25 protein-coding genes and 2 pseudogenes are annotated in these 25113 nt (G+C 69.1%); 13 read left to right on the top strand and 14 right to left on the bottom strand.

Annotated elements, in window-relative coordinates:
• Positions 1–72: 72 nt before the first annotated feature.
• Both AC07FN_RS27355 and AC07FN_RS27350 read right to left on the bottom strand, forming a co-directional pair.
• Positions 73–873, bottom strand: coding sequence for an ABC transporter permease (locus AC07FN_RS27355; protein WP_478398213.1), 801 nt, complete (start codon positions 871–873; stop codon positions 73–75).
• A 136-nt stretch (positions 874–1009) separates the two neighbouring features.
• A complete protein-coding gene (locus AC07FN_RS27350; protein WP_478398212.1) occupies positions 1010–1966 on the bottom strand; it encodes an ATP-binding cassette domain-containing protein in 957 nt (318 codons plus the stop codon).
• Positions 1967–2225: 259 nt separating this feature from the next.
• Here AC07FN_RS27350 and AC07FN_RS27345 point away from each other — a divergent pair, with 259 nt between their 5' ends.
• Positions 2226–4070 carry an acyl-CoA dehydrogenase gene (locus AC07FN_RS27345; RefSeq protein ID WP_478398211.1) on the top strand — a complete coding sequence of 615 codons (1845 nt, stop codon included), beginning with the start codon at positions 2226–2228 and terminating at the stop codon, positions 4068–4070.
• 110 nt (positions 4071–4180) lie between these two features.
• Here the strand turns inward: AC07FN_RS27345 and AC07FN_RS27340 are convergent, their stop codons facing one another.
• A complete protein-coding gene (locus tag AC07FN_RS27340; RefSeq protein ID WP_478398210.1) occupies positions 4181–4579 on the bottom strand; it encodes a DUF3224 domain-containing protein in 399 nt (132 codons plus the stop codon).
• Positions 4580–4663: 84 nt separating this feature from the next.
• On the opposite strand from AC07FN_RS27340, the gene AC07FN_RS27335 reads away from it, so the two are divergent.
• Complete coding sequence (locus AC07FN_RS27335; RefSeq protein WP_452615077.1) at positions 4664–5629, top strand: helix-turn-helix transcriptional regulator; 966 nt, start codon at positions 4664–4666, stop codon at positions 5627–5629.
• Here the strand turns inward: AC07FN_RS27335 and AC07FN_RS27330 are convergent.
• Positions 5598–6953: a glycosyltransferase family 87 protein gene (locus AC07FN_RS27330; RefSeq protein WP_452615078.1), complete on the bottom strand. Its 1356-nt coding sequence runs from the start codon at positions 6951–6953 to the stop codon at positions 5598–5600. The two genes, AC07FN_RS27335 and AC07FN_RS27330, sit on opposite strands and share 32 nt — an antisense overlap.
• A 32-nt stretch (positions 6954–6985) precedes the next feature.
• The gene (locus tag AC07FN_RS27325) at positions 6986–7753 is read right to left on the bottom strand and encodes a deoxyribonuclease IV (protein WP_478398209.1); all 768 of its coding nucleotides are present in this window, start codon (positions 7751–7753) and stop codon (positions 6986–6988) included.
• 169 nt (positions 7754–7922) lie between these two features.
• On the opposite strand from AC07FN_RS27325, the gene AC07FN_RS27320 reads away from it, so the two are divergent.
• The 7 genes from AC07FN_RS27320 (at position 7923) to AC07FN_RS27290 (ending at position 14538) form a co-directional block, all read left to right on the top strand.
• Complete coding sequence (locus tag AC07FN_RS27320; RefSeq protein WP_478398208.1) at positions 7923–8864, top strand: hypothetical protein; 942 nt, start codon at positions 7923–7925, stop codon at positions 8862–8864.
• Between the two features lie 287 nt (positions 8865–9151).
• The gene (gene rpsF / locus AC07FN_RS27315) at positions 9152–9502 is read left to right on the top strand and encodes a 30S ribosomal protein S6 (protein ID WP_010312877.1); all 351 of its coding nucleotides are present in this window, start codon (positions 9152–9154) and stop codon (positions 9500–9502) included.
• A gap of 42 nt (positions 9503–9544) precedes the next feature.
• Entirely contained in the window at positions 9545–10027 is a 483-nt protein-coding gene (locus AC07FN_RS27310) for a single-stranded DNA-binding protein (protein ID WP_093263833.1), read from the top strand.
• A gap of 45 nt (positions 10028–10072) precedes the next feature.
• A complete protein-coding gene (rpsR, locus tag AC07FN_RS27305; RefSeq protein WP_093151213.1) occupies positions 10073–10309 on the top strand; it encodes a 30S ribosomal protein S18 in 237 nt (78 codons plus the stop codon).
• An 18-nt stretch (positions 10310–10327) separates the two neighbouring features.
• A complete protein-coding gene (gene rplI / locus AC07FN_RS27300; RefSeq protein WP_132481853.1) occupies positions 10328–10780 on the top strand; it encodes a 50S ribosomal protein L9 in 453 nt (150 codons plus the stop codon).
• A 423-nt stretch (positions 10781–11203) separates the two neighbouring features.
• The gene (dnaB, locus tag AC07FN_RS27295; RefSeq protein ID WP_478398238.1) at positions 11204–13831 is read left to right on the top strand and encodes a replicative DNA helicase; all 2628 of its coding nucleotides are present in this window, start codon (positions 11204–11206) and stop codon (positions 13829–13831) included.
• A 302-nt stretch (positions 13832–14133) separates the two neighbouring features.
• Entirely contained in the window at positions 14134–14538 is a 405-nt protein-coding gene (locus tag AC07FN_RS27290) for a nuclear transport factor 2 family protein (RefSeq protein WP_478398207.1), read from the top strand.
• Positions 14539–14846: 308 nt separating this feature from the next.
• Here AC07FN_RS27290 and AC07FN_RS27285 read toward each other — a convergent pair whose 3' ends face one another.
• On the bottom strand, positions 14847–15956 hold the full coding sequence (locus AC07FN_RS27285) for an FAD-dependent oxidoreductase (protein ID WP_478398206.1): 1110 nt from the start codon (positions 15954–15956) through the stop codon (positions 14847–14849).
• Between the two features lie 65 nt (positions 15957–16021).
• Between AC07FN_RS27285 and AC07FN_RS27280 the strand changes: the two genes are divergently transcribed.
• Positions 16022–16702: a TetR/AcrR family transcriptional regulator gene (locus AC07FN_RS27280; protein ID WP_478398205.1), complete on the top strand. Its 681-nt coding sequence runs from the start codon at positions 16022–16024 to the stop codon at positions 16700–16702.
• A gap of 129 nt (positions 16703–16831) precedes the next feature.
• Here AC07FN_RS27280 and map read toward each other — a convergent pair whose 3' ends face one another.
• The gene (map, locus tag AC07FN_RS27275) at positions 16832–17626 is read right to left on the bottom strand and encodes a type I methionyl aminopeptidase (RefSeq protein ID WP_478398204.1); all 795 of its coding nucleotides are present in this window, start codon (positions 17624–17626) and stop codon (positions 16832–16834) included.
• Positions 17627–17708: 82 nt separating this feature from the next.
• Here map and AC07FN_RS27270 point away from each other — a divergent pair, with 82 nt between their 5' ends.
• A complete protein-coding gene (locus AC07FN_RS27270) occupies positions 17709–17975 on the top strand; it encodes a helix-turn-helix transcriptional regulator (protein ID WP_478398203.1) in 267 nt (88 codons plus the stop codon).
• A 210-nt stretch (positions 17976–18185) separates the two neighbouring features.
• On the opposite strand, the gene AC07FN_RS27265 is transcribed toward AC07FN_RS27270, so the two are convergent.
• The 6 genes from AC07FN_RS27265 to AC07FN_RS27240 form a co-directional block, all read right to left on the bottom strand.
• Positions 18186–19040 (bottom strand): alpha/beta fold hydrolase, encoded by an 855-nt coding sequence (locus AC07FN_RS27265; RefSeq protein ID WP_478398202.1) that lies wholly within the window; start codon positions 19038–19040, stop codon positions 18186–18188.
• Positions 19041–19205: 165 nt separating this feature from the next.
• Entirely contained in the window at positions 19206–20363 is a 1158-nt protein-coding gene (locus tag AC07FN_RS27260; RefSeq protein ID WP_478398201.1) for an RNA polymerase sigma factor, read from the bottom strand.
• Positions 20360–20767 carry a YciI family protein gene (locus tag AC07FN_RS27255; protein ID WP_478398200.1) on the bottom strand — a complete coding sequence of 136 codons (408 nt, stop codon included), beginning with the start codon at positions 20765–20767 and terminating at the stop codon, positions 20360–20362. The genes AC07FN_RS27260 and AC07FN_RS27255 overlap by 4 nt, the downstream gene beginning before the upstream one ends.
• A gap of 127 nt (positions 20768–20894) precedes the next feature.
• The gene (locus tag AC07FN_RS27250; RefSeq protein WP_478398199.1) at positions 20895–21353 is read right to left on the bottom strand and encodes an SRPBCC family protein; all 459 of its coding nucleotides are present in this window, start codon (positions 21351–21353) and stop codon (positions 20895–20897) included.
• A 151-nt stretch (positions 21354–21504) separates the two neighbouring features.
• Positions 21505–22383: a helix-turn-helix domain-containing protein gene (locus AC07FN_RS27245; protein WP_478398198.1), complete on the bottom strand. Its 879-nt coding sequence runs from the start codon at positions 22381–22383 to the stop codon at positions 21505–21507.
• A 9-nt stretch (positions 22384–22392) separates the two neighbouring features.
• Complete coding sequence (locus AC07FN_RS27240) at positions 22393–23244, bottom strand: helix-turn-helix domain-containing protein (protein WP_478398197.1); 852 nt, start codon at positions 23242–23244, stop codon at positions 22393–22395.
• Between the two features lie 75 nt (positions 23245–23319).
• Between AC07FN_RS27240 and AC07FN_RS27235 the strand changes: the two genes are divergently transcribed.
• Both AC07FN_RS27235 and AC07FN_RS27230 read left to right on the top strand, forming a co-directional pair.
• Positions 23320–23730 carry a nuclear transport factor 2 family protein gene (locus AC07FN_RS27235; protein WP_478398196.1) on the top strand — a complete coding sequence of 137 codons (411 nt, stop codon included), beginning with the start codon at positions 23320–23322 and terminating at the stop codon, positions 23728–23730.
• A 111-nt stretch (positions 23731–23841) separates the two neighbouring features.
• Positions 23842–24003 (top strand): annotated as a pseudogene (locus tag AC07FN_RS27230) (TetR family transcriptional regulator); the annotation flags it as partial.
• Between the two features lie 58 nt (positions 24004–24061).
• Here AC07FN_RS27230 and AC07FN_RS27225 read toward each other — a convergent pair.
• Positions 24062–24961: pseudogene (locus tag AC07FN_RS27225) on the bottom strand (NAD(P)-dependent oxidoreductase); the annotation flags it as partial.
• Positions 24962–25113: the final 152 nt, after the last annotated feature.

Genomic DNA, 25113 nt, shown 5'->3' with positions numbered 1-25113 from the left:
GGTGCCGGTTGCGGGGGTGGGCTAAGCCGATGCGCCGCTTCAAAGACAGCTTCTCCAAGGATTCGTGAGCGGTCAGCGGCTGGCGACGCGGCGGTAGCGGGCGACCGCGAGCGGCATGAAGATCGCCAGGATGACCAGCGCGGATCCGATCGAGTAGAGCACCGCGTGCTGCGCTGGCCAGCTGTCCGGCGGCGGGCCGGTGACCCGCAGCGGGTTGCCGTAGAGCTGGCGCAGCGCGTCCGCGGTGACGGTGATCGGGTTCCACTCCGCGAAGGCGCGCAGCGGCGCGGGCATCGCCTCCGCCGGCACGAACGCCGACGAGACGAAGGTGACCGGGAACAGCCAGAGCAGCCCGGCGCTCTGCGCCACCTCGACGCTGCGCGAGATCAGCCCGATGAACGCGCCGACCCAGGACATCGCGAACGAGAACAGCAGCAGGATGAAGAACGCGAGCAGCGCCTCGAACAGGCTGCCGCGGATCCGCCAGCCCACCAGCAGCCCGCACGCCGACATGATCACCACGGTCAGCACGCTGATCACGAGGTCCGACGAGGTGCGGCCGAGCAGCACCGCGATCCGCGACATCGGCAGCGACCGGAACCGGTCCACGATGCCCTTGTTCAGGTCGTTGGCCAGCCCGATCACGGTGAACGCGCTGTTGAACGCGACGGTCTGCACGAAGATCCCGCCGATCAGGAACTCCCGGTACGCCTCGCCGCCGAGGCTGCCGCCGAAGACGTAGGCGAACAGCAGCACGAACATGATCGGCTGCGCGGTGCTGGACAGCAGCCAGTCCGGGTTGCGCTTGATGTTCACCAGGTTCCGCCACGCGACGACGCTGCTGTCGCGGATGCCGGCGGCGAGCGCGCTCATGGCAGTTCCGCCTCTCCGCGTTTCACAGTTGTGGTTGCGTCCGGCTCAATCACGCGTTTCGCAGTTCCTTGTGGCTGGTTTGCGTCACGTTCCCCTGAGGTGCGGTTGAGGAGGACTCGGGTTGACACAGGGCTACTCATGGCTGCCCCTCCTGCTCCTCGGTGCGCCGGCCGGTCAGGCCCAGGAACACGTCGTCCAGGGTCGGCCGGTGCAGCGCGGCGTCGTGCACCGCGACGTCTTCGGCGTCCAGCCGGCGCAGCGCCTCGATCAGCGACTTCGGCCCGCTGTCCACGGCGACGAACGCCTTCCGCAGGTGTTCCTCGACCTCCGGTTCCCCGGCGCCGACCTCGCCGAGCACCCGCGCGACGACCGGCAGGTCGGCCGCGTCCTGCGCGACCAGTTCGAGGCGCTCGCCGCCGACCTGCGACTTGAGCTCGTCGGCGGTGCCGCTGGCGATCACCCGGCCACGGTCGATCACCGCGATGCTGTCGGCCAGGTGGTCGGCCTCCTCCAGGTACTGCGTGGTCAGCAGCACGGTGGTGCCGTCGGCGACGAGTTCGCCGATGATCTGCCAGGTGTCCATCCGGCCGCGCGGGTCCAGGCCGGTGGTGGGCTCGTCGAGCACCACGACGGCCGGGGCGGCGACCAGCGCGCCGGCCAGGTCGAGCCGTCGCCGCATGCCGCCGGAATAGCCCTTCGACGGCCGGTCGGCGGCCTCCTGCAGGCGGAACCGGTCCAGCAGCCGCCGGGCGCGCGCGGTCGCGTCGGCGCGGGTCATGCCGTACAGCCGGCCGACCATGTAGAGGTTCTCGTAGCCGGTGAGGTTCTCGTCGACCGCCGCGTACTGCCCGGAGAGGCCGATCGAGCGGCGGACCGCCTGCGGGTCGGCGAGCACGTCGTGCCCGGCCACGAAGGCCCGCCCGGAATCCGGCTTGAGCAGCGTGGTGAGGATCCGCACGGTGGTGGTCTTGCCCGCGCCGTTGGGGCCGAGCAGGCCGAGCACGTGGCCGGCCGGGATCTCCAGGTCCACGCCGTCGAGCGCGCGGTTCGAGCCGAAGGTCTTCACCAGGGCTTCCGCGCGCACCGCCGTCATCGGGGCCTCCGCTGGGGTAGTCGCGGGAATTGTGAGCGCAACTCTAGGTGTCCGGTCGGACACACCGCTGGTGCTTTCAGGCGATCGATCTCGGGGGATCGGGTTTTTTCCGGTGGAACGCCCCTGGTCGCAGCCCGATTCCGGGAAGCCGTCCGGAAGGCCGCTTGGCAGAAGTTACCGTCAGGTAATACCCTCTTGTTACCGACGAGTAAGGGCCGGGCCGGGCCCGCCCGCAGCAGCGCGCACGAGGGAGCCTTCGATGGGCCACTACAAGAGCAACGTCCGAGACCTGGAGTTCAACCTCTTCGAGGTCTTCAAGGTGCAGGAACGGCTGGGCAAGGGCGCCTTCGAGCAGTCCGACGAGGACACCGTGCGGGGCGTGCTCAGCGAACTCAACGAGCTGGCCACCGGACCACTGGCCGACTCCTTCGTCGAAGGCGACCGCACCCCCGCCAAGTTCGACCCGGCCACCCACACGGTGACGCTGCCCGAGGCGTTCAAGAAGTCCTACCAGCAGGTCATGGACGGCGAGTGGTGGCGGCTGAGCCTGCCGGACGAGCTCGGCGGCTACGGCACCCCGCCCACCGTCATCTGGTCCGCCGCCGAACTCATGTGCGGCGCCAACCCGGCCATCTACATGTACATGGCGGGCCCGAACTTCGCGACGATCCTGTGGCGCAACGGCACCGAGGAGCAGCGTCGCTGGGCCGAGCTGATGATCGAGCGCGGCTGGGGCGCCACCATGGTGCTCACCGAGCCGGACGCGGGCTCCGACGTCGGCGCCGGCCGCACCAAGGCCATCAAGCAGGAGGACGGCTCCTGGCACCTGGAGGGCGTGAAGCGGTTCATCACCTCCGCCGACCAGGACATGACCGAGAACATCATGCACCTGGTGCTGGCCCGCCCCGAAGGTCCCGGCATCGAGGCCAAGCCCGGCACCAAGGGCCTGAGCCTGTTCCTGGTGCCCAAGTTCCACTTCGACGGCGCCACCGGCGAGCCCGGCGAGCGCAACGGCGCCTTCGTCACCAATGTCGAGCACAAGATGGGCCTGAACGCCTCGGCCACCTGCGAGCTGACCTTCGGCCAGCACGGCGTACCGGCCAAGGGCTGGCTGCTCGGCGAGGTGCACGACGGCATCGCGCAGATGTTCCAGGTCATCGAGTACGCCCGGATGATGGTCGGCACCAAGGCCATCGGCACCCTGTCCACCGGCTACCTCAACGCGCTGGACTACGCCAAGGAGCGCGTGCAGGGCGCCGACCTGACCAGGGCCACCGACAAGGCCGCGCCGCGCGTGACCATCACCAACCACCCGGACGTGCGCCGCATCCTCATGCTGCAGAAGGCCTACGCCGAAGGCCTGCGCTCGGTCTACCTCTACACCGCGACCTTCCAGGACCAGGTCTTCCAGGGCCAGCACGATGGCACCGACTTCAGCGTCGCCGAGCAGGTCAACGACCTGCTGCTGCCCATCGTCAAGGGCGTCGGCTCGGAGCGGGCCTACGAGATGCTGACCCTGTCGCTGCAGACCCTCGGCGGCTCCGGCTTCCTGCAGGACTACCCGATCGAGCAGTACATCCGCGACTCCAAGATCGACAGCCTGTACGAGGGCACCACCGCGATCCAGGCCCAGGACTTCTTCTTCCGCAAGATCGTCCGCAACAACGGCGCCGCCATCGGCCACATCGCCGCCGAGATCCAGGCGACGCTGGAGGCCGAGGGCGCCGACGAGCGGCTCAAGGAGGAGCGCGCGCTGGTCGCTCGGGCGCTGCAGGACGCCCAGGGCATGCTCGGCACGCTGGTCGAGTTCCTGACCTCCTCGCAGGAGGACGTCAAGAACATCTACAAGGTCGGCCAGCACGCGGTGTCGTTCCTGATGAGCATGGGCGACGTGCTGATCGGCTGGCTGCTGCTGCGCCAGGCCGAGATCGCCCTCGTCGCGCTGGACGCGGGCGCCTCGGCCAAGGACCAGCCGTTCTACCAGGGCAAGGTGGCGGTGGCCCGGTTCTTCGCCAAGAACGTGCTGCCGGAGCTGACCGGTCGCCGCAAGATCATCGAGGCGGCGGACAACTCCCTGATGGAGCTGGACGAGTCCGTCTTCTGACGAACCCGGTGGTCTGCAGTTTCAATTGAAACTGCAGACCACACCGGAGGGTGTCTCGTGGGTGCAGTTTCAATTGAAACTGCACCCATTCGTCCTAAGTGGACCTCGGCTCAGTCCAGGGTGTAGTCGAACTCGTAGGGCACCGTGAGCTCACCGCTGGTGGCCGTGTAGCGGCCGGTTCCGCGCAGCCCGGACAGCTCGCCGGTGCCGGAGTCCGGCACCACCTCGAAGGTCGAGTGGATCGAGCCGTCGCCGCTGAAGTGGCCGCGCTCCTCGATGGCGAAGGCGCCCTCGCGCCCGTCCAGCGTCCCGCGGATCAGCTGCATCCCGGTGAACGAACCGGTCAGCTCGGTGCTGTACACGAGGGTGTACTCGCAGGCGACCTCGGCCGCCTCGATGCCACCGGTGAACTGGTTGGTGATCGCGGCGCGCGCGAGCTTCGGGTGCTGCTCGCCGTCGCCCACGATGCTCTCGTCCCAGCGGACGACGGTGAAACTGCCGGTGGTCATGGACATCCCTTCGATCGGTCTTGCGACCAGCCTGAACGCCATACCTGACATCTCCTGTCAGGTACGCAGGGCAGAATTAGGCCCATGCGCGCCGACCGGCTCCTCACCGTGCTCCTGCTGCTGCAGAACCGCGGCCGGATGACCGCGACCGAACTCGCCGAGGCGCTGGAGGTGTCGGTCCGCACCGTCTACCGCGACATCGAGGCCCTCGGCGCGGCCGGCGTCCCGGTCTGCGCCGACCGCGGACCCGACGGCGGCTACCGCCTGATGGACGGCTACCGCACCCGGCTGACCGGCCTCACCGACGCCGAAGCCGGCTCCCTCTTCCTCGCCGGCGCGCCCGGCCCGGCCCGGGAGCTCGGCCTCGGCGCGGTCCTGGCCACCGCGCAGCTGAAGGTCCAAGCCGCGCTGCCCGCCGAACTGGCCGAGCGGGCCCGCCGCATCCAGGACCGGTTCCACCTCGACGCGAAGGGCTGGTTCCGGGACGCCGACGACGTGCCGCACCTGGCCGAGATCGCCCAGGCGGTGTGGGAACAACGCGTCCTGCGCGTGCACTACCGCCGGTGGCGCGGCGAAGTGCACCGAGAGCTCAACCCGCTGGGCATCGTCCTGAAGGGCGGGATCTGGTACCTCGTGGCCCAGGCCGGCGAAGCCATCCGCACCTACCGGATCACCCGCATCCTGGCCGTGGAGGTCACCCCGGACGCCTTCGCCCGGCCCGCGGGATTCGACCTCGCCGCGAGCTGGGCCGAATCCGCCCGGCGCATGGAAGCCGAGATGTACCGCGGAACCGCGCGCCTGCGGATCTCGCCGCTCGCGCAGAAACTGCTCACCGCGAAGTTCGGCTCCCTCGGCACCAACGCCCTCGCCGCCGCCGGGCCGCCCGACGAGCACGGCTGGGTGGAGGTCGACCTGCTCGTCGAACGGCAGGACGTCGCCGTCCACGACGTGCTCCGCCTCGGCGCCGAGGCCGAGGTGCTCGGCCCGCCCGAACTCCGCGCCGCGGTCGCCGAAACCGTCACCGCGCTGGCGACTCGCTACGCAACCTGAACGCGCTCCGCACCGGACCGAAATCGTCCACAGTGGAGCGCGCGGCGAGGAACGCCACGAACAGGCCCACCAGCAGCGCCGCCCGGCCCCAGACGCCGATCATCAGCGCCTGCGACGTGAAGCCGTCGTGGATGCCGTTCGGCTCGCCCGCCATGTTCAGGTAGAACCAGCGGAAGATGCTGATGCCCATCGCCAGGTCCGCCACCAGGTACGCCACGATCCAGCCCCAGCGCACCGCCACCAGCACGAAGAACGGCAGCAGCCACAACGTGTACTGCGGCGAATGCACCTTGTGCAGCAGCAGGAAACCGCACAACATCGCCGCCGAAACCTGGATCCAGGGATACGTCCCGGTGCGCTCGTAGCGCAACCAGCCGACCGCGCAAGCCACCGCGAACGACAACAGCATCAGCAGCGGCGACACCACGCCCATCGCCGACTGGAAACCCTCGTACTCGGTCCAATGCCGGAAACCCCAGTACCAGATCGAGTTCGTGCTGATGTCCACCTGCCGCCGGGACTGGAAGTCGAACGACGCCAACCAACCGCCGAACCCGGCCACCATGAACGGCACGTTCACCAGCACCGCCGTCCCGACCGCGGCCCCCACCACCTGCAGCGCGCCGCGCACGTCGAACCGCCGCTCGTCGCGGCCCTCGGTCAGCACGTACAACGCCAACGGCAGCACGAAAAGCGCCGGGTACAGCTTCAGCGCGAAACCCAAGCCCAAAAGCACCGCGGCCGCCGTCGCCCGCCTGCGCAACGACGCCGACGTCCACCGGTGCACGACGAACACCGCGGCCACCGCGCACGCCACCACCGGCAGATCCCAGTTGTGGAAGGCGTAAAGCACCAGCGGCGGGCTCAACGCCCACAACAGCGCCCGCCAGCCGCTCAACCGGCCCAGCCACCACGCGACGGCCAGCCCGAACGGCGCCATCAACAACGCCGACGAGGCCAGGAAACCCGCGTCCGTGTCGGCGAACAACGCGCCCACCCAGATCAGCACGCCGGTCAGCACCGGGTACTCGACCACGCCGCCGTACAACGTCCCGTCGGGCTCGATCCCACCGTGCACGTAGGGGAAGACGTGCCGGTCGATGTCCCGGCCGACCCACAGGTTCTGGATGTCGGAGTAGCACACGTCGCCGTACGCCCGCTCCTGGTAAGCGGGCTCCGAACGCCCCCACTCGTCGAAGAGCGGGCCGGTGCAACGCGCCTTGTTGGCATACCCCAGCGCCAACGCCAACGCGGTGAACATGCACAGCGCGACCAAGCCGGAGATCGTCAACCTGCGGGCCGTCTTGACGCCGATGCCGATCACTCCCGTTCGATACCGCGAAGAAGTCGATGCGTTCAGGCGACCTTGCCGCGGAGGAACGCGATGTCGTCGGCCTGGCCCTCGTCCGGCGTCTCCACCACCACCGGCGCCCCGGCGCTCGCGCACACCGCGACCAGCAGATCCGCATCGATGTTGCCCGCGCCGATGTTGGCGTGCCGGTCCCGCGAGGAGCCGAACTCGTCCCGCGAATCGTTGAGGTGCACCAGATCGATCCGCCCGGTGATCGCCTTCACCCGGTCGACGATGTCCAGCAGCTCCTCGCCCGCGGCGTGCGCGTGGCAGGTGTCCAGGCAGAAACCCGCCCCGAACTCGCCGACCGCATCCCACAACCGCGCCAGCGCATCGAACCGCCGCGCCATCGCATTGGCGCCACCCGCGGTGTTCTCGATCAGGATCGGCACGTCGAAACCGCCGTCCGCGGCCTGCCGCTCGAACAGCTTCCGCCAGTTCGACACGCCCTCGGCCGGCGCATCGTCCTTGGTCACGTGCCCGCCGTGCACGATCAGGCCCGTCGCGCCCACCGCGGCCGCCGCCGTCGCCTGCTGCGCCACGGCCTTGCGGGACGGGATCCGGATCCGGTTGTTCAGCGAGGCCACGTTGATCACGTACGGCGCGTGGATGAACACCTCGACGTCGCTGTCGCGCAACTGCTCGGCCTGCGGATGCGGCTTCGGGGCCTTCCAGCCCTGCGGGTCCGACAGGAAGAACTGCACGACCTCCGCGCCGCGCTCGGCGGCGGCGGCCAACGGGTCATCATCGCGAACGTGGGCGCCGATACGCATACCCGAAGTCTAGGCGGCCGACCAGACCGCCTCCCGGCGGCGTGAACGGCCCGATCCCACAGCGCGGGAAGCCACGGGTTTTCTCCCGGGCCGTCACCAATGGCGGTGTTCGGGCGTTATTAATCTTGAGAGAGTGATCGGCATTCGCACGGCCGTGGGGAGACGAGACATGGGAGCACGGGGGAAACCCAATCCGCTGGTCCGGCCGAACGCGCTCGGCCGGACCGTGTCCGCGGGGCTGGTCGGCTTAGCGATCACCGCGAGCACCTTCCTCGGCGCCGGCGCCGCCTACGCGGCCGACCCGCTGGTCGTCGACCAGCCCCTGGCCATCGTCGACGCGGAACCCGGCCAGCAGATCAGCATCGCGCCGTCCACGCTCGACTTCAAGGTCCGCGAGGCCGTGCTGCTCGCCATGCCGCTGGCCTTCGGCCAGGCCGACGACGCCGCCAAGAAGTTCGCCGCCCTGAGGCCGATCTCGCTCGGGCCCGCGCGGGAAGGCCGCACCTTCTACTCCGGCAAGGACATCGCCGAGGCCGCCGCGCCCCGGCTCGCCGAGATCGGCCTGCCCGAGAAGAAGGTCGACGCGGTCACCTGGCACTTCACCAACCTCGTCAGCATCGGCAACGCCCTCACGGTGAAGGTCGCGAAGCCCGCGGTCGAACCGCCGCCGCCGACCACGCATCAACCGCCGCCCGAGCAGCCCAAGCCGACGCCGAACCCGCCGCCCAGCACGAACCCGGCGCCGCCGAGCCCCACCCTGCCGGCGCCCACGACGCCGCCACCGGCCCTGACGCCCAGCGGTGGGGCACCGGGAGCGCTCAGGGTCCTGCCGCCCAGCCTGCGGGAGCTCCAGGGCGGCTCGCTGCCGTGGGCGCAGGCCCGCTACGGCCAGGTGCCGGGCCTGACGCCGGACATCGGCGACCTCCAGAAGCAGTCCCAGGAGCAGCAGAAGGCACGTGAGCAGCAGGAGGAGATCCGCGCCGCGGGCAAAGCGGAGGCGTTGCCGACGGAGGTGACGGAGCGGGTGGCGGCCCCGGTGCTGCTCGCGGCGATCTCGCTGGCGGTGGTCACGGCGGCCCTCGTCCGCAGCTGGGTCCTCCGCCGCCACTGACCTTCCTGGCGCAACCTCGACCCCACCGGTGTCCCGCAGTTTCAATTGAAACTGCGGGACACCGGCGTGTCGCACCCCGACACGCCGATGCCTGTGGACAACTTCCGCAATTTCAATGGAAATCGGATCTTCGATTTCCATTGAAATTGCGGCACCACGAACGTCGTCGGGGGTGGGGCGGGGTGATGGCGGCGGCGTCGGTGCCGCTTGCTAGCCTTATTCAGTTCGTCGACGCGAACGACCCTCCTGCCACGGAAAGCCCGTGGCCGTGAGTCCACAGGAGGTGAATGGTCTTCATGCGTCACTACGAGCTCATGGTCATCCTGGACCCGAGCCTGGACGAGCGCACCGTCGCTCCGTCCCTGGAGAACTTCCTCAACGTTGTCCGCAACGACGGTGGCACCGTCGAGAAGGTCGACGTCTGGGGCCGCCGGCGTCTCTCGTTCGAGATCGAGAAGAACGCCGAGGGCATCTACGTCGTCCTGGACCTCAACAGCGAGCCGGCCACCATCAAGGAACTGGACCGGCAGCTGAACCTCAACGAGTCGATCCTGCGGACGAAGGTCATCCGCAAGATCGTCGAGCCCCGCAAGGCCGCGCGCGCCGCCAAGGCCCGCGCCGCTCAGGCGTCCGCCTGACCGGCCCGATTCCGCTAACGACCAGACTGGAGTCCCCAGGTCATGGCTGGTGAAACGGTAATCACGGTGGTCGGCAACCTAACCGCCGACCCGGAGCTGCGGTTCACGCCTTCCGGTGCCGCGGTCGCGAACTTCACGGTCGCGTCCACGCCCCGGACCTTCGATCGCCAGTCCGGCGAGTGGAAGGACGGCGAGGCCCTGTTCCTGCGCTGCAACATCTGGCGGCAGGCCGCGGAGAACGTGGCCGAGTCGCTGACCCGCGGCATGCGGGTGGTCGTGCAGGGCAGGCTGCGGCAGCGTTCCTTCGAGACGAAGGAAGGCGAGAAGCGCACGGTCGTCGAGCTCGAGGTCGATGAGATCGGGCCGTCCCTGCGCTACGCGACCGCCAAGGTGAACAAGGTCAGCCGCGGCGGCAGTGGCTTCAGCGGTGGCGGGGGCCCGTCCGGTCCCCCGGCCGACGACCCGTGGGGTTCCGCGCCGCCCGCCGGCTCCGGTGGTGGGTTCAGCGACGAGCCGCCGTTCTAAACGGCGCAGCAACGCTTACGAAGTTTTCGCTCAGGAGGAAGACCGATGGCCAAGGCGCCCGTGCGCAAGCCGAAGAAGAAGGTCTGCGTGTTCTGCAAGGACAAGGCGGCGCAGATCGACTACAAGGACACGACGCTGCTGCGGAAGTACATCTCCGACCGCGGCAAGATCCGTGCCCGTCGCGTGACCGGCAACTGCAGCCAGCACCAGCGCGACGTCGCCATCGCGGTGAAGAACGCCCGCGAGATGGCCCTGCTGCCCTACACCTCGACCGCTCGCTGACCCGGAAGGAGACACGTCGTGAAGATCATCCTCACTGCTGACGTGACCGGTCTCGGCGAGTCTGGCGACATCGTCGAGGTCAAGGACGGTTACGCGCGCAACTACCTGCTGCCCCGCAGCCTGGCCATCGTGGCCACCAAGGGCGCGCAGAAGCAGATCGAAACGATCCGCCGCGTGCAGGAGAACCGCCGGGTGCGCAACCTGGAGCACGCCCACGAGCTCAAGCAGCAGCTGAAGGACCTCGGCGCGGTCACGCTGACCGCGAAGGTGTCCTCACAGGGCAAGCTGTTCGGCTCGATCACCAGCGGCGACATCGTCGCCGCGGTCCGCAAGGCCGGTGGCCCGAACCTGGACAAGCGCTCCGTCGAGCTGCGCGGCCACATCAAGTCGCTCGGCAAGCACGTCGTCGACGTGCAGCTGCACCCGGACGTGACGGCCAACGTCAGCGTCCAGGTCGCCGGCGAGCAGTGACCCGGTAGTACCGGTTTCCACAACGCGGCATCGTCCACTCCGGCATTCGTGTGACGGGTGGACGATGCTGCGTCCGGTGTGCGCACCGGTTGTCACGGCGGTGGCCGAGCATCGCCGGGTCCCGACACGCCGACGAGAGCGACACGCCGGGACTTTTCCACGGATTTCTTCCACAGCCTTCGCACAGGGGCTGAACTGGGGTTTTTTGTCGATCATGCCGACTTGTCCCCAAGTTGTCCCCAGCTGCGCGGAAGGCTGCCGCGAGTTATCCCCAGCTCGATTCGATCTATCCACAGGTTGTCCCGAGCTTTGTCCACAGCTTGACTTGCCTGCTCCAGGCGGGCGATCTAGCTTCGCGCGCGGGCGTTCACGCACACCACGCGTGAACGCCCTGTGCCGGAGGAGGTGACGGGTCCGGTGGCGGTGCCCGACGAGCAGGAAGATCCGTACTTCGACAGCGACGGCGGGTCGAGCAGCAGCACCACCTTCGAACGGCAGCCACCGCAGGACCTCGCCGCGGAGCAATCGGTGCTCGGCGGCATGATGCTGAGCAAGGACGCCATCGCCGACGTCGTCGAGGTGCTCAGCCCCAACGACTTCTACCGCCCGGCGCACCAGGCGATCTACGACTGCGTCCTCGACCTCTACGGCCGCGGCGAACCGGCGGACGCGATCACCGTGTCGGCCGAGCTGGAGCGCCGCCAGGAGCTGCTCAAGGTCGGCGGCGCGCCGTACCTGCACACCCTGATCGCCACGGTGCCCACGGCGGCGAACGCCGGCTACTACGCGGAGATCGTCTCGGAGAAGGCGATCCTGCGCCGCCTGGTGGAGGCGGGCACCCGGATCGTCCAGCTCGGCTACCACGGCTCCGAGGGCGCGGCGATCGAGGAAGTCGTCGACCGGGCCCAGTCCGCGATCTACGACGTGTCGGAGCGCAAGGCCAGCGAGGACTACCACGTCCTCGAAGAACTCCTCCAGCCGACGATGGACGAGATCGACGCCATCGCCTCCCGCGGAGGAGAATCCCAAGGCATCCCCACGGGTTTCGCGGACCTCGACGCCCTGACCAACGGCCTCCACGCGGGCCAGATGATCATCATCGCGGCGCGACCCGGTGTCGGTAAGGCGCTCTCGCTGGATACGCCGCTGCCGACCCCGGACGGCTGGACGACGATGGGTGAGGTCGCCGTCGGCGACCACCTGATCGGCGCGGACGGTAAGCCGACGAAGGTCGTAGCGGCGACCGAGGTCATGCACGACCGCGCCTGCTACGAAGTCGAGTTCTCCGATGGCACGGTCATCACTGCGGACGCCCAGCACCAGTGGTTGACCGACACCCGGGCATCGCGGAAGTCGGCTCAAGCCGCTGCGGTCGGATACAACCGCACCCGCAACCAACGAACTTTTGCGGAAGTGCGGACGACCGAGGAGATTGCGGCGACCCTGCGTTGCAACACCGCTGACCGACGGCTCAACCACTCGGTGAACGCCGCGCAGGCACTCGACTTGCCGGAGCGAGATCTCCCCATCGCGCCCTACGTGCTGGGTGTCTGGCTGGGTGATGGCACATCGGCGTCGGCGGCCTTCACAAGCGCCGATCCCGAGATTGCGATGTACGTGGAAGCGGAGGGCTACCGCGCTCCGCAAGTGCGCTACCGCTACTACGGAATCCAGTTCCCCGAGCTCGAACCTGTCGCCGAGCGGACGTGCGTCGTTTGCGGTGCCGAGTTCTTGCCGAGGACCAGCCAAGTGCGGACGTGTGGCAAGAGCTGTGGAGGCAAGGCCCGTCTCGTCTCCGAACCGGTGCCGCAGCCGACGTGCCCGGACTGCGGAAAGCCGACGTGCGGACTGCGCCAGTGCCAGGCTTGCCGGAACGAGCGGGGGACTGTTCAGGCACTGCTCCGGACGATGGGCGTGCTGGACAACAAGCACATCCCGGCCGAGTACCTCCGAGGCTCCGAATCTCAACGCCGAGCCATCCTCGCGGGTCTTCTCGACACCGATGGCACGGTGGCACCGGGTGGGTCCGTGCAGTTCAGCGTGACCAGCGAGCGGCTTGCCCGCGATGCGTACGAGCTCGTCGTCGGTCTCGGCTACCGCTGCACCTGGACGACCAAGAGGGTTCGTGGCCGAACCGAAGCGTCGTCCACGGCCTTCACGCTCACGTTCACCACGCAGGACGATGTCTTCCGGCTGAATCGCAAGAAGCTGGTCCACAAGGAACGCAACGCGCGTACTCCTCGGATGGCCGGAACTCGCTTCATCACTGACGTGAGACCGGTGGCGAGTGTGCCGGTTCGATGCGTCGAAGTGGATTCGCCGGATCACCTGTACCTGGCCAGCCGGTCGATGATTCCGACTCACAACTCCACGCTCGGCCTGGACATCGCCAGGTCGGTGTCGGTGAAGCATGGGCTCGGCAGCGTCATCTTCTCGCTGGAAATGGGGCGCACCGAGATCGTCATGCGCATGCTCTCCGCCGAGGCCCGGATCCGGCTCGGTGACATGCGCGGTGGCCGGATGACCGACGACGACTGGACTCGGTTGGCGCGGCGGATGAGCGAGATCAGCGAGGCGCCGCTGTTCGTCGACGACTCGCCGAACCTCACGATGATGGAGATCCGCGCGAAGGCCCGGCGGCTCAAGCAGCGCCACGACATCCAGCTGATCGTGCTGGACTACATGCAGCTGATGACCTCGGGCAAGCGCGTCGAGTCCCGGCAGCAGGAGGTCTCGGAGTTCTCCCGAAACCTCAAGCTGCTGGCCAAGGAACTCGAAGTGCCGCTGATCGCGATCTCGCAGCTGAACCGTGGCCCGGAACAGCGCACGGACAAGCGCCCACAGCTCTCGGACCTCCGTGAATCCGGTTCACTCGAGCAGGACGCGGACATGGTGATCCTGATCCACCGGCCGGACGCGTTCGAGCGGGACGACCCGCGGATGGGCGAGGCGGACCTGATCCTGGCGAAGCACCGTGCGGGCCCGACGGCCACGATCACGGTCGCCCACCAGCTGCACTACAGCCGCTTCGTCGACATGGCCCAGGAGTAGTCCTGAAGTTGTAGCGTCTCAAATGACATGGCCAATTCTCAGTCTTAATGGCCACCGTCTGGCCAATTGGCCATAGGACTGAGAATCGGTGTCTGTTCTCAGTCCGTCGTTGCAGAGCCTCACTGGTGTCAGTGAGGCTGGCGGATTCTCACGCGGCAGCGCAGATATCGACAGTCGCTCACCCGACTCCGCGATGCCGGCGTCACCGAATTCATGGCCGCGCCCTACGGAAGGGCCGACGAGCAAAACCGCACTGTTGACCTACTCGCCGAGCTGGCCCGCTGAAGCGGAGAGGTGGCAAGATGCTGAAAATCAATGCCGAGGACCGGGTCGCGATTCATGAAGTGATCGCATTGCACGGGCATCTGGCGGACGATCGTGATTGGGATCGTCTCGGTGAGGTGTTCGCCGACGATGTCGTTTTCGACGTGGCGGACTACGGGTACGGCACGCTGCACGGATTGCAGGCTATGCAAGATTTGGTGCGAGGTAGCCGGGATGACACAAGCCAGCCGTGGGGGCATCACGTCACCAATATCGTCATCGTCAGTCAAGACGGCGGGAGGGTGAGGGTGCGCTCGAAGGCGCTGACGGTCGCGCTCGACGGGACGAGCGGGTCCGCGGTATACGAAGACGTGCTCCGACGGGAAGCACGGGGATGGCGCATCAGCTACCGAAAGGTGGTAGCGCATCGAGGCGGGCATTGAATCGGATCTCGCCTGCCAACCGGCGCCGCCGCGATGGCGCGCTGGAGGAATGGGCGTGGCCACAGGCTGAGATAGGCTTTGCCGTGCCGTCAGGTACTCGCCCACCCGCGACCAGCACCACGGGCCGTGCCAGGCGCCATGCACGAGGATGAACGTCTTCGATTTCGCTCGTTCCGCGGGTCGAACTTACGTCGGTTGATCACTGCACCGGGTGATGCGGAGTTCGCCGAGCACCTACAGATTCACGTTTTGCTCGAACGAGCGCACCTGCGCCCGGAAACCGGCTCCCTGGTCGTATTCGGTCACCTTCAGCCAGGTTGGAAGAATGCGAGCATTTGCTGGGCGGCGTCCGGCGACATCAGCAATTCCTGCAGGTCCACGGACATTCGGGCGGCAGCGCTGGTGCGTTCGAACATCTCGCGTTCGTATTCCTCGACGGCGGCGGGAAAGTCGTCCGGGTGCGCGGCCAGCGCGAGGCCGAGCAGGGCACCGTCGAGCAGCGCCATGTTGGCGCCCTCCCCCACCGGCGGCATCAGGTGCGCGGCATCGCCGAGCAGCGTGACGCCTGGCGTCGACGGCCAGGTCAGGCCGACCGGGAGAGTGGTGATCGACCTTGGCACGATCGTGTCGTCGCAGGCTGCGATCAGTGCGGTGGACCGCGGGTCCCAGCCGGTGAACTCCTCGATCAGCCGCGCCCGGGCGGCGGCTGGGTCGTCGAACGGGATCCCGCTGGTGGCGAACCAGTCCTCGGCGGTGTTGTAGAAGTTGAGGCCGATGCGTACGCAGCCGTCGCCGTTGCGCTGCGCCGCCAGGGATCGTCCGTTGCCGAGCACCCAGTAGTTGCCGCGCCCCACCATCGCCGCGAGGTCGGGGTAGGTGCGGTCGATGTCGGAAATGCAGAGCTCGACGACGTTGTGGCCGATGTGCTCTGGTCGAGCGTCGGTGAGCAGTGCGCGGACCGGGGAGTTCGCGCCGTCGGCGCCGACCAGCAGGTCATACGTCGCACTGCTGCCGTCGGCGAAGTGCAGCACGCCGTTGTCGGCGGATTCGAACGCGTGCCCCCAGCGCACCGCGTGTTCGGGAAGCGAGTCCAGCAGCAGGTCGCGCAGATCGGCACGGTCCACCTCGGGGCGCTCAAGCGGGGCGCCCTCGGGCGTGTCCTCCTGGAGCAGCAGGGTGCCGTCCGGCTCGAGAAGCCGCATGTCCTGGCCTTCACCACGGGCAATCGCGTAGAACTGGTCGATCAGACCGGCCTCGCGCAGCGCCCGCTGGCCGGAATGGATGTCGAGCATGCCGCCCTGACCGCGCGCGTCGCGCGACGATTCACGTTCGTGCACAACGGCGTCGATGCCGTTCACGTGCAGCACCCGAGCAAGGGCCAAGCCGCCCAAGCCGGCTCCGACGATGGCGATGGTCATGGTTGCCTCGATTCACCGTATCAGTCAATACACTGTATCAATCCCAACGCTGTATCGTCGTCGGCATGTTGGTGTGGGAGCGGCCGGAGCCGCCGGATCGACCGGTGCCGGCGCCGCTGAGCCGGGAGCGGATCGTCCAAGCGGCGATCCAACTCGCCGATGCGGACGGCCTGGACGCGGTGTCGCTGCGCAAGGTCGCCGCGGCGCTGGACGTCGGACCGATGCGGCTGTACGGCTACATCGCCACCAAGGAGGAGTTGCTCGACCTGATGGTCGATGCGGTCCACGCCGAGATCCGGCCGACCGGGGACGGTTGGCGAGAGGCGCTGCGTTCCCTTGCCGAAACCACCCGGCGGGCCGTCCACCAGCACGAATGGCTCGCCGACCTGATCGGTGGGCGGCCCCAGCTCGGGCCGAACACGCTGGCCAGCGGAGAGGCCGTGCTGGCCGCGATGGGCGGCGTCGACCTGGACACCGTCGTGCCGGCGGTCGCCGCGGTCAATGCGTACGTGATCGGCGCGGTGCGCCGGGAGATCACCGAGCGGCGCGCCGAGCGAGCCTCCGGGATGGACCAGGCGCAGTGGCAGGCCACCTTCGGGCCTTATCTGCAGCGGACCTTGGCCACCGGCCGATTCCCCGCGCTGGCCGCGGTCGTCCACGACGGCCCCCACCTGGACGCCGACCAAACCTTCTGGACCGGTCTCGACTTCGTCCTCGACGGCATCGAAGCCCGCATCTCAAGCTGACGCGCGGCCGAGGGACCAGGCGAGCGCCGACCGTTGAGACGACGCAACCTCACCGGAACTGGAGAGATGCCGCGGAAGGTGGATCTTGCGAAGTCTCACTGCGTCGCGGACCGGCCTCCTCGGCCGGGCTCATGCCGGGGCCGGGGCTGCGTGGTGTGGCTGGTGCTGGGTGAGCACCAGGGGGCCGTTTTCGGTGATCGCGATCGTGTGCTCGGAGTGGGCGGTGCGCGAGCCGTCGGCCGAGCGGATCGTCCAGCCGTCGGGGTCGAAGACGATCCGGTCGGTGGTGCGGGCGAACCAGGGTTCGAGTGCCAGGGTCATGCCCGCTCGGAGCTTGAGGCCGCGGCCGGCGCGGCCCGTGTTGGGGACGTGGGGATCCTCGTGCATCGTCCGGCCGAGCCCGTGGCCGCCGAATTCCGTGTTGATCGGGTAGCCGTAATCGGTGGCGACCGCCTCGATCGCCGCTGACACATCGCCCAGCCGGTTGCCTGGCCTCGCGGCCTCGATGCCGACGGCGAGCGCTTCTTCGGTCGCGCGGAGGAGTCGCAGGTCATCGTCGGCCGGCGTGCCCACGATGATGGTGCGGGCGGCGTCCGCGACCCAGCCGTCGATCCCGACCGCGAGGTCCATGGTGAGGATGTCCCCGTCGCGCAGTGCGTAGTCGTGGGGCAGTCCGTGGAGCACGGCGTCGTTGACCGACAGGCAGGTGACGTTGCGGAACGGGCCGTTGCCGAAGGACGGGGCGTAGTCCCAATAGCAGGATTGCGCGCCGCGTTGCCGGATCCGGTTGCGGACGTGGTGTTCCAGGTCGAGGAGGTTGACGCCCACGTCGGCGAGTTCGCTGAGCTCGGACAGGATCTGGGCGACGAATTGCCCGGTGGTGCGCATCCGTTCGATCTCTGCGGGCGACTTCAACTCGATCATGGGTACCCTCACGCCGTACGTCGGTATAATAATACCAACGTAGCACCTTGCGGTATTAAAATACCAACCGTACCCTGGTGTCGTGGTCCGCAATCCGCTCACGCTCGAACAGATCGAGGCCGGCAGGCGTCTCGGGAGACTGCTGCGTGAAGCGCGAGCAGGCCGCGATCTCGGTGACGTGGCGCAGGCGGCCGGCATGTCGCCGGAGACGTTGCGCAAGATCGAGACCGGTCGGCTCCCGACCCCCGCGTTCGGCACGATCGTCTGCCTGAGCGAGGCGCTCGACCTGCCGATACAAGACCTGGCCGCCGTATGGCGCAATGGCCTGCGGCTTGAGGCGGCGTCGTGACGACCGCCTCCGCGAGCATGGCATGAAAGCCGACGTCCAATTCTCGGTCTCGGTGTCCGCAGTCCGTCCAAATTGGACGTCTGACTGAGAATTCGACTCGTCAGCGGAGAACCGGGTGGTGTGGCTTCGGCTGGAGCAGGTCGACCGGCCGCGGCATCTGCGCATCCACTCGATCTCCTGCCCGTGGGGTGCGGGAGAGAGTTCTCGGTCCTACAGCGCGATCATCGCCGCAGCGACCTCATCGGCGGCCGCGTCGGGGATCGCGGTCGCTGCCTGTTCGAGCACGAGCAGCCGCGCGCCAGGGATCTCGCGCGCGAGCGCCTCGCCGTTGCCGACCGGGAAGAACATGTTGCGGCGACCGTGCACCACGAGCGTCGGCATCGTGAGCTCGGGCAGGCGTTCGCGCCAGCGCGGCTTGCAGTCGAGCCTGGAGAACACCATGCCCATCTGGTTGGCCAGCTGGACCGCGGGCTCCGTGCCCGGTGTGCGGTCGAAGATGCGCTCGGCGGTCGCGCGTGCCGCGGCGGGGTCGTTGCCGAGGATCTCCGCGCCGGCGGCGGCGAACTCCGCCACGGCAGCGCGGTCGGACCAGTCGGGCATCGGGAGCGCGAAGCACCGGTTCATCGTCGCCGCGTCGTGGTCGGGCAGGTCGTCGTCGACCGGGCCCGGTGCGACGGGCCTCGTCCCGGCGAGGGTGAGCGCCGAGAACGCGTCCGGGTGGTCGAGCGCGGCGACCTGGGCGACCATCCCGCCGACGCCGATGCCCGCCAGATGCGCCGGGCGGTCGTCGAGACCGCGGGCGAGCGCGGCGGCGTCGGCGGCGAGGTCGCGCAGCGTGTACGCCGGCGCCTCGGGGTCGACGGTCGTCGACGCGCCGGAGTCGCGCAGGTCGTAGCGCACGACGTGACGTCCGCCGCGCGCGAGCGCCTCGCAGAGCGCGTCGGGCCAGGAGAGCATGGTGGTGCCGCCCGCGAGCAGCACGAGGGGCGCCGCCGCATCGCCGAAGTGCTCGACTCCGAGCGTGACGCCGTCGGGCGTGCGGAACGAGCGGACCGTCGAAGACATCGTCAACCTCCAGAACAGCTGCGTGACCGCGGCACACGCTACGCGCGAAACGTCGCCCGCCGCCTCGGAACCAGCACCGAACACCGCGGAAGCAGCAGGGCGAGCCCGATCCGGGGAAGGCCGCCGACAGACGCGGAGAAGACGATCCCCAGCAGCTGGTGGCCTTCACCGAGGTGGTGATTTCCGCTCGGCGTGGCGCACGCGTGCTGCTTCGCGGGTGAGGTGGTCTCGTTCCGCCAGGCTGGTGGCGGCGCGAGCGGCTTCGGCGTACAGGTCGGCTGCGGGGCCGAGATCTCCTGCTCGCTCGCGGAGGTATGCCGCCACCGCGGCGTAGCGGGGCAGGGTGGGGTCGATTTCGGCGAGTTCGGCGAGGCCTGCCTGCGGTCCGTCGGCTTCGCCGACCGCCACGGCGCGGTTGAGCCGCACGATCGGGCTACCGGTGAGGAGCAGCAGTTCGTCGTACCACTCCACGATCTGCACCCAGTCCGTCTCGGACGTGGTGGGGGCGTCGGCGTGCAGGGCCGCGATCGCGGCCTGGGCCTGGTACTCGCCGAGCCGGTCGCGGGCCAGTGCGGTCTGCAGGATCGCCACTCCTTCCGCGATCAGCTCGGTGTCCCAGCACGACCGGTCCTGCTCCGCCAGCGGCACCAAGCGACCGCCTGGCCCCGTGCGGGAAGCCCGGCGCGCGTGGTGCAGCAGCATGAGCGCGAGCAACCCGGCCGCTTCGGGCTCGTCGGAGAGCGCGGCGAGTTGGCGGGCGAGCCGGATCGCCTCGGCCGCCAGGTCGACATCCCCGCTGTACCCCTCGTTGAACACCAGGTAGAGCACTCGCAACACGGTCGCCAGGTCGCCGGGCCGGTCGAGCCGGACCTCGGCGATGCGCCGCTTGGCCCGGCTGATCCGCTGGGCCATCGTCGCTTCCGGGACCAGGTATGCCGCCGCGATCTGCCTGGTCGTCAGGCCGCCGACCGCGCGCAGGGTCAGCGCGACCGCCGAACTCGGCGGCAGGGTGGGATGCGCGCACAGGAAGTACAGGCGCAGCGTGTCGTCCGCGGCAGGCACCGGGCCGCCGGGCGGTTCGGCCTCCACCGCGAGCTCTCGTTCGCGCCGGGCCTTCTCGGCTCGGGCGGCGTCGAGGAATTTGCGCCACGCGACCGAGATCAGCCACGCTTTCAGGTCGCGCGGCTGATCCCCCGGGCCGGCTTCGAGCGCCCGGATCAGGGCCTCCTGCACGGCGTCCTCGGCCGCGGCGAAGTCTGCTCCGCGACGGACGAGGACGCCGATCACCGCGGGCACGAGCTCCCGCAGCCGTGGCTCGTTCATTCGGTGACCGCGGGCGGCTCGGTGAGGAACGGCCGCAATTCGAGCCATTCGTGAAGCGGTTCGCCACCAGGACCGGGCGCCGCGGACAGCTCACCGGCCAGTTCGACCGCGCGATCCCAGGACTCCACGTCGATGATCATCCAGCCCGCGACGAGATCCTTGGTCTCGGCGAACGGGCCGTCGGTCACCGGCGGCCGTCCCGCGCCGTCGGATCGCACGAAGGTGCCCTCGGGGGCCAATGCCCGGGAGTCCACGAACTCGCCGGTCTCCTCCAGGCGGGCGGCGAAGTCGTTCATGTACTGGATGTGCGCGTCGACTTCCTGCGGGGTCCACTGATCCATCGGCGGGTAGTCCACAGCCCGTGCCGGGCCGCCGCGGTAGTGCTTGAGCAGCAGGTACTTCATGGTCGGCTCCCTCTCGGTGGTACGGCCTGTTGGGCCGATCGTGCCCCAGGGACGGAGCCGACGTGCTGTTCTCGACAGCCGCGCCGGAAAATCCGCACATCTTTTTTCGAGGTGTGCCGGAGCGTGCCTAGCCGGCCGGGTCTTGGCGCACCTGCTCCGCCGCGTGGGAGGCGAGGCCGTCGGCCATCTGCTGCATGACCCGCCGCATGACGCGGTTCATCAACCAGCCCATTCCCCATCGGGCGGCATAGGTGCCGTGCCAGTGGATGGCCGTGCCGCCGCCGGGCGCGGGCGTGAGGTCGATGACCGCCCGGTAGTCGTGGATGGCTGAGTTGAAGGCGTCCTCGTACGTCAGCTGCTGCTCCTCGTCGAGCCCGGTCAGCCGTTCCCCGGTGACCGTCCGCCCGGTGCGGAACGCGCGGACCGCGCCGACGGGATCGCGGCCGTCGGGGTCGAGGCCGCTGGAACGTTCGGTGACCAGGCTGTCGACGGTCGACCAGGTGGGCCAGGTGCGTGCGTCGACGAGCAGGCGCCAGACGACGGCCGGAGGCGCTGTCGAGGTCGCGGTCGCGTCGTAGCGGAGCATGGTCGGAATCCTTTCGTTCGCCGCCGCACCCACCGTTCTCATCGCGAGAACCGCGTCCGGGCGAGTGCGCGGCGACGCCGGAGCTGCTTGGCACGGCCGAAACTAGACGACGCGGACGGCCGGGGACATGCGCTGGATTGCCGACCTTCGATCAGATCTTGCGGTACGCCGACGGCCGGACGCCGACATGGCTCAGGAAGGCCGTCGACAGCGCTCCAGGACTGGCGAAACCGCAACGCCCGGCGATCTGCGCGACGGTGAGGGCGTCGTCGGAAAGCAGCCGCTGCGCCCGCTCGATCCGCAGCCGGGTGAGGAACCGGTGGGGCGTTTCGCCGGTCGCTGCCCGGAAGACGCGGATGAAGTGGTACACGCTGAGGTGCACTTCGGCGGCGATGTCGGCCAGCGTCAGCGGCTCTGCCAGCCGGTCCCGCATGACGGCGATGCCTGCGCGGACGGCGGCGTGTTCGGGCCCCGGCAGGCGTTCGTGCCGGCCCTGGGTCAGCAGGTGCGTCGCGAGGAACGCCCCGGCGGATTCCGCGTAGAGATCGTTCGCGCCACCGGCGGCGGGCAGTGCGCGGATGATCTGCTCGACGACCAGATCGCCCATGTCCGCCGCGCCCGAAAGCGCTTCGAAGTCCGGTCCCGGACCGCCCAATTGCGCCGCGGCTCGTTCGACGGTCGCCGATGGGATGTGCACCTGGATCGTGCGCATCGCGGACGTCGCCCGGTAGTCGCGCACGCTCGTCCGGCCGGGAACCATGAGCTCCAGGTCGCCGGGAACCCAGCGGCGGCGGACCGGTTTTCCGTCGGCGCGCGTCCGAGTGGCCACGTCCCCGGCCACGAAGAGCACGAGGTGCAGGTCGGACACCCCGGGCATCGGGACGTGGTCGGCCTCGGGCGCGTGGTCGAAGCACTGCACGAGCAGCGACCGCCAGCCCGCGTCGCCCCAGCTGCAGTAGGTGCGCCGCACCAGCTCCGACGTGTCGAACTCCGCGTACGGCGCCAGATCGAAGTCAGGCGAGTCGAACACCGCACAAGGCTAGACGATCGACGTGTCGCGCCCGTGCCACGCGGTGTCGTCCACCGCCAGCCACGTCTCGCCGGCCACGGTCGTCGGGGTCGCCCCGGTGAACGCCAGGACGTCCCGATGCAGGTGGGACTGGTCGACGTAGCCGGACTCCGCCGCGATCCGGGCCGCGTTCCCGCCCGCCGCCAGGCGGTGCGCGGCGTGGTCGAAGCGGACCAGCTTCGCGGCGCGCTTGGGCGGGAGGCCGATCTGCGCCCGGAACCGGGACCACAGGCGCTTGCGGCTCCACCCGATCTCGGCCGCCAGCCCGTCGACCCGGACCCGGCCGCGGCTGCCGGCGATTTGCTGCCAGGCCCAGGCCACCTCGGGATCCACGGGCCGCCCCGCCTCGCGGCGACGGGCGAGCAGGGCGTCGGCCAGGGCGAAGCGGTCCTGCCACGACCGGGTTTCGCCGAGCTGCTCCCGGATCCGCGCCGCGTCGCGGCCCCACAGGTCGTCGAGGGTCACCACCAGGTGGTCCAGCTCCGCCGGGGAGATGCCCAGCACCTCGTGCGCGACCACCGGGGACAGGCGCACCTGCACGCACTCGACCTTCTCGCCCCGCACGCGAACAGCGCCGTGCATGAACCCGGTGACGAGATTTCCCCGCCGCTGCCGACCGGTTTCGGCATCCACGACGAGCGGGCCGTCACCGAATTCCAGCGCCAGCGTGACGGCCGGGTGCGGGACCACCCGCACGTCGACCGGGCCCGCGCCGCGGTCGCGGAACCCGGCCATGCCGACGCCGGCCATCCGGCTGGGCCTCGGCGGCCTCGCGACGCACCACCTGGCCACCGCCTCGCGCTCGTTCCCGGCGGATCGCATCACCCCATGCTATGGCGGATCGACGGGAACATTCGTCCAAGACATCGGCCTGCGCCGAGGGAAACAGTGGATTCCATGAGCATCGTCCAGAACGCCTTCCAAGCGCTCGCCGGCAAGGATCCCGACAAGATCTCCGCAGTTCTCACCGAGGACGCCGAATGGTTGTCGCCACCCGGGAACGCCACGGCCGTCGCGCTCGGGGCTCCCGACCACATGGTGGGCAGGGAGGCGATCGTGCGCTTCTTCGCCGAGGACTTCCCCCGCTTGTACGCGCGTGACGTCGACGTCGTCTTTCACGGGCAGCACGTCGACGGTGAGCGGGTGGTCGTGGAGGCGACCATGACGGCGACCCTCGCCAACGGCGACCACTACAGCAACGACTACTGCTTCGTCTTCGAACTCCGGGACGGGCTGATCCACCGGGCCCGCGAGTACGCGGACACGGCGCGCGGGCACCGCATGATCTTCGGCGGGGCGCCGCAGTAGTCAGCGGCGCCGCAGGGAAGGGTCGAGCAGCGCGGGTGGGGTGTCGGCCTTCTCGTCCGCCGCGAGGTCGGTGCCCGGGCTGACGATCTCGTCGAGGACATCGGCCAGCCGCCCGACGCCGCGGCCGGTTCCGGCGAGATCCGGTCCGATGTGGACGCTTACGAGCTGATGCGCGGCGTCGGGAACCTCTGCATCGGCGCGGACAGCGATCCCCGCTACGACGCGCGTCGACTGGTCGAGCTCCTCATCGCGGGTTTGCGCCGGCCGCGCTGATCTCCAGGCTGCGCGGGCGGCGGGAAGCGGGGTGCGGGCGCCCGCACCCCGCTGCGCGTCACCGGCGCTTCGCGAGCAACTCGAACAGGCTGGAGAAGCCCTGATCGCCGTGGCCTTCGGCGATCCGGCGGTCCATCAGGTCCTTGACCTCCCGCATCCGCACGGCCTCCACGCCGACGGATTCCCGGTGGTCGATCATGTCGTCCATCAGCGCGGCCTGGACGTTGAGCGGGCCGAGGTCCGGCGCGTACTCGCCGCTCTTGATCGCCTTGCCCATCATGGTCAGCAGCGGCGGGTAGGCGGCCACCGAGCCGGCGACGCGCTCGGTGAACTCCACCACGTCGACGCCTTCGGCCTGGACCAGCTTGAGGGTGTGCAGGAAGCCGATGAGCATCTCGTAGCCCATCGCGACCTGGGCCATGAACTCCACGGCCGCGAAGCCGGCGTCCTCGCCGTGGTACGCGACGCTGCCCAGTTCCCGCAGCGCCGACTCGTGGGCTTCGAAAGCGCTGCGGGAGCCGCTGAACGGGAACATGACGTTCGGCGTTCCCACGTACGGCGGATCTCCCATGATCTTGCCGTCGATGTACTCGGCGCCGCGCTCGGTCGCCCAGCGCTCGTTCTCCCGCGCCTGGGCGGGAGAACCGCTCGTGACGTTCACCAGCACCTTGCCCGCGACCGCGGTTTCGATGGCGCCCAGCACCTCGCCGACCGCCGTGCTGTCGAGCAGGCAGATCACGACCACCGGGCTCGCCGCCACCGCCTCCGCGGCCGTCGCGGCCGCCGTGGCGCCGGCGGCGACCAGCGGCTCGCTCTTGCTCGCGGTCCGGTTCCAGACCGTCGTGCGGTATCCGCGGTCGACGAACGTCCTGGCGATCGCCGATCCCATGTCACCGAGGCCGAGCACGGTGACCTGGCCGGGGTCGGCGGTTGTCGTTGTCGTCATGGGGTTCCTTCCCTGCCAATCGCTCCCGGTCTTCCGCCGAGGCGAACATCGAGAGCTTGTAACTTCAAGTTAAGTTGAGGTCAATGCCCGGCGGGAAGATTCGATCGGGAATCCACGAAGATCGTTCTGAACTGGCTCGATATGGCTGTCACCTGGTCTCTCGG

It is taken from the genome of Saccharopolyspora sp. NPDC045941, from assembly GCF_056431445.1.
This window is presented reverse-complemented; position numbering and strand designations above follow the sequence as displayed.

Excerpts from the sequence above, each read along its gene's own strand:
- map (WP_478398204.1), bottom strand. The coding sequence starts at position 17,626 with ATGATCGAGTTGAAGTCGCCCGCAGAGATCGAACGGATGCGCACCACC.
- AC07FN_RS27285 (WP_478398206.1), bottom strand. The coding sequence starts at position 15,956 with ATGACCATCGCCATCGTCGGAGCCGGCTTGGGCGGCTTGGCCCTTGCT.
- AC07FN_RS27240 (WP_478398197.1), bottom strand. The coding sequence starts at position 23,244 with ATGCGATCCGCCGGGAACGAGCGCGAGGCGGTGGCCAGGTGGTGCGTC.
- AC07FN_RS27350 (WP_478398212.1), bottom strand. The coding sequence starts at position 1,966 with ATGACGGCGGTGCGCGCGGAAGCCCTGGTGAAGACCTTCGGCTCGAAC.
- rpsR (WP_093151213.1), top strand. The coding sequence starts at position 10,073 with ATGGCCAAGGCGCCCGTGCGCAAGCCGAAGAAGAAGGTCTGCGTGTTC.
- AC07FN_RS27335 (WP_452615077.1), top strand. The coding sequence starts at position 4,664 with ATGCGCGCCGACCGGCTCCTCACCGTGCTCCTGCTGCTGCAGAACCGC.
- AC07FN_RS27280 (WP_478398205.1), top strand. The coding sequence starts at position 16,022 with ATGTTGGTGTGGGAGCGGCCGGAGCCGCCGGATCGACCGGTGCCGGCG.
- AC07FN_RS27340 (WP_478398210.1), bottom strand. The coding sequence starts at position 4,579 with ATGACCACCGGCAGTTTCACCGTCGTCCGCTGGGACGAGAGCATCGTG.
- AC07FN_RS27260 (WP_478398201.1), bottom strand. The coding sequence starts at position 20,363 with ATGAACGAGCCACGGCTGCGGGAGCTCGTGCCCGCGGTGATCGGCGTC.
- AC07FN_RS27345 (WP_478398211.1), top strand. The coding sequence starts at position 2,226 with ATGGGCCACTACAAGAGCAACGTCCGAGACCTGGAGTTCAACCTCTTC.
- AC07FN_RS27290 (WP_478398207.1), top strand. The coding sequence starts at position 14,134 with ATGCTGAAAATCAATGCCGAGGACCGGGTCGCGATTCATGAAGTGATC.
- AC07FN_RS27325 (WP_478398209.1), bottom strand. The coding sequence starts at position 7,753 with ATGCGTATCGGCGCCCACGTTCGCGATGATGACCCGTTGGCCGCCGCC.
- AC07FN_RS27320 (WP_478398208.1), top strand. The coding sequence starts at position 7,923 with ATGGGAGCACGGGGGAAACCCAATCCGCTGGTCCGGCCGAACGCGCTC.
- AC07FN_RS27235 (WP_478398196.1), top strand. The coding sequence starts at position 23,320 with ATGAGCATCGTCCAGAACGCCTTCCAAGCGCTCGCCGGCAAGGATCCC.
- AC07FN_RS27310 (WP_093263833.1), top strand. The coding sequence starts at position 9,545 with ATGGCTGGTGAAACGGTAATCACGGTGGTCGGCAACCTAACCGCCGAC.
- rpsF (WP_010312877.1), top strand. The coding sequence starts at position 9,152 with ATGGTCTTCATGCGTCACTACGAGCTCATGGTCATCCTGGACCCGAGC.
- AC07FN_RS27265 (WP_478398202.1), bottom strand. The coding sequence starts at position 19,040 with ATGTCTTCGACGGTCCGCTCGTTCCGCACGCCCGACGGCGTCACGCTC.
- AC07FN_RS27255 (WP_478398200.1), bottom strand. The coding sequence starts at position 20,767 with ATGAAGTACCTGCTGCTCAAGCACTACCGCGGCGGCCCGGCACGGGCT.
- AC07FN_RS27250 (WP_478398199.1), bottom strand. The coding sequence starts at position 21,353 with ATGCTCCGCTACGACGCGACCGCGACCTCGACAGCGCCTCCGGCCGTC.
- AC07FN_RS27355 (WP_478398213.1), bottom strand. The coding sequence starts at position 873 with ATGAGCGCGCTCGCCGCCGGCATCCGCGACAGCAGCGTCGTCGCGTGG.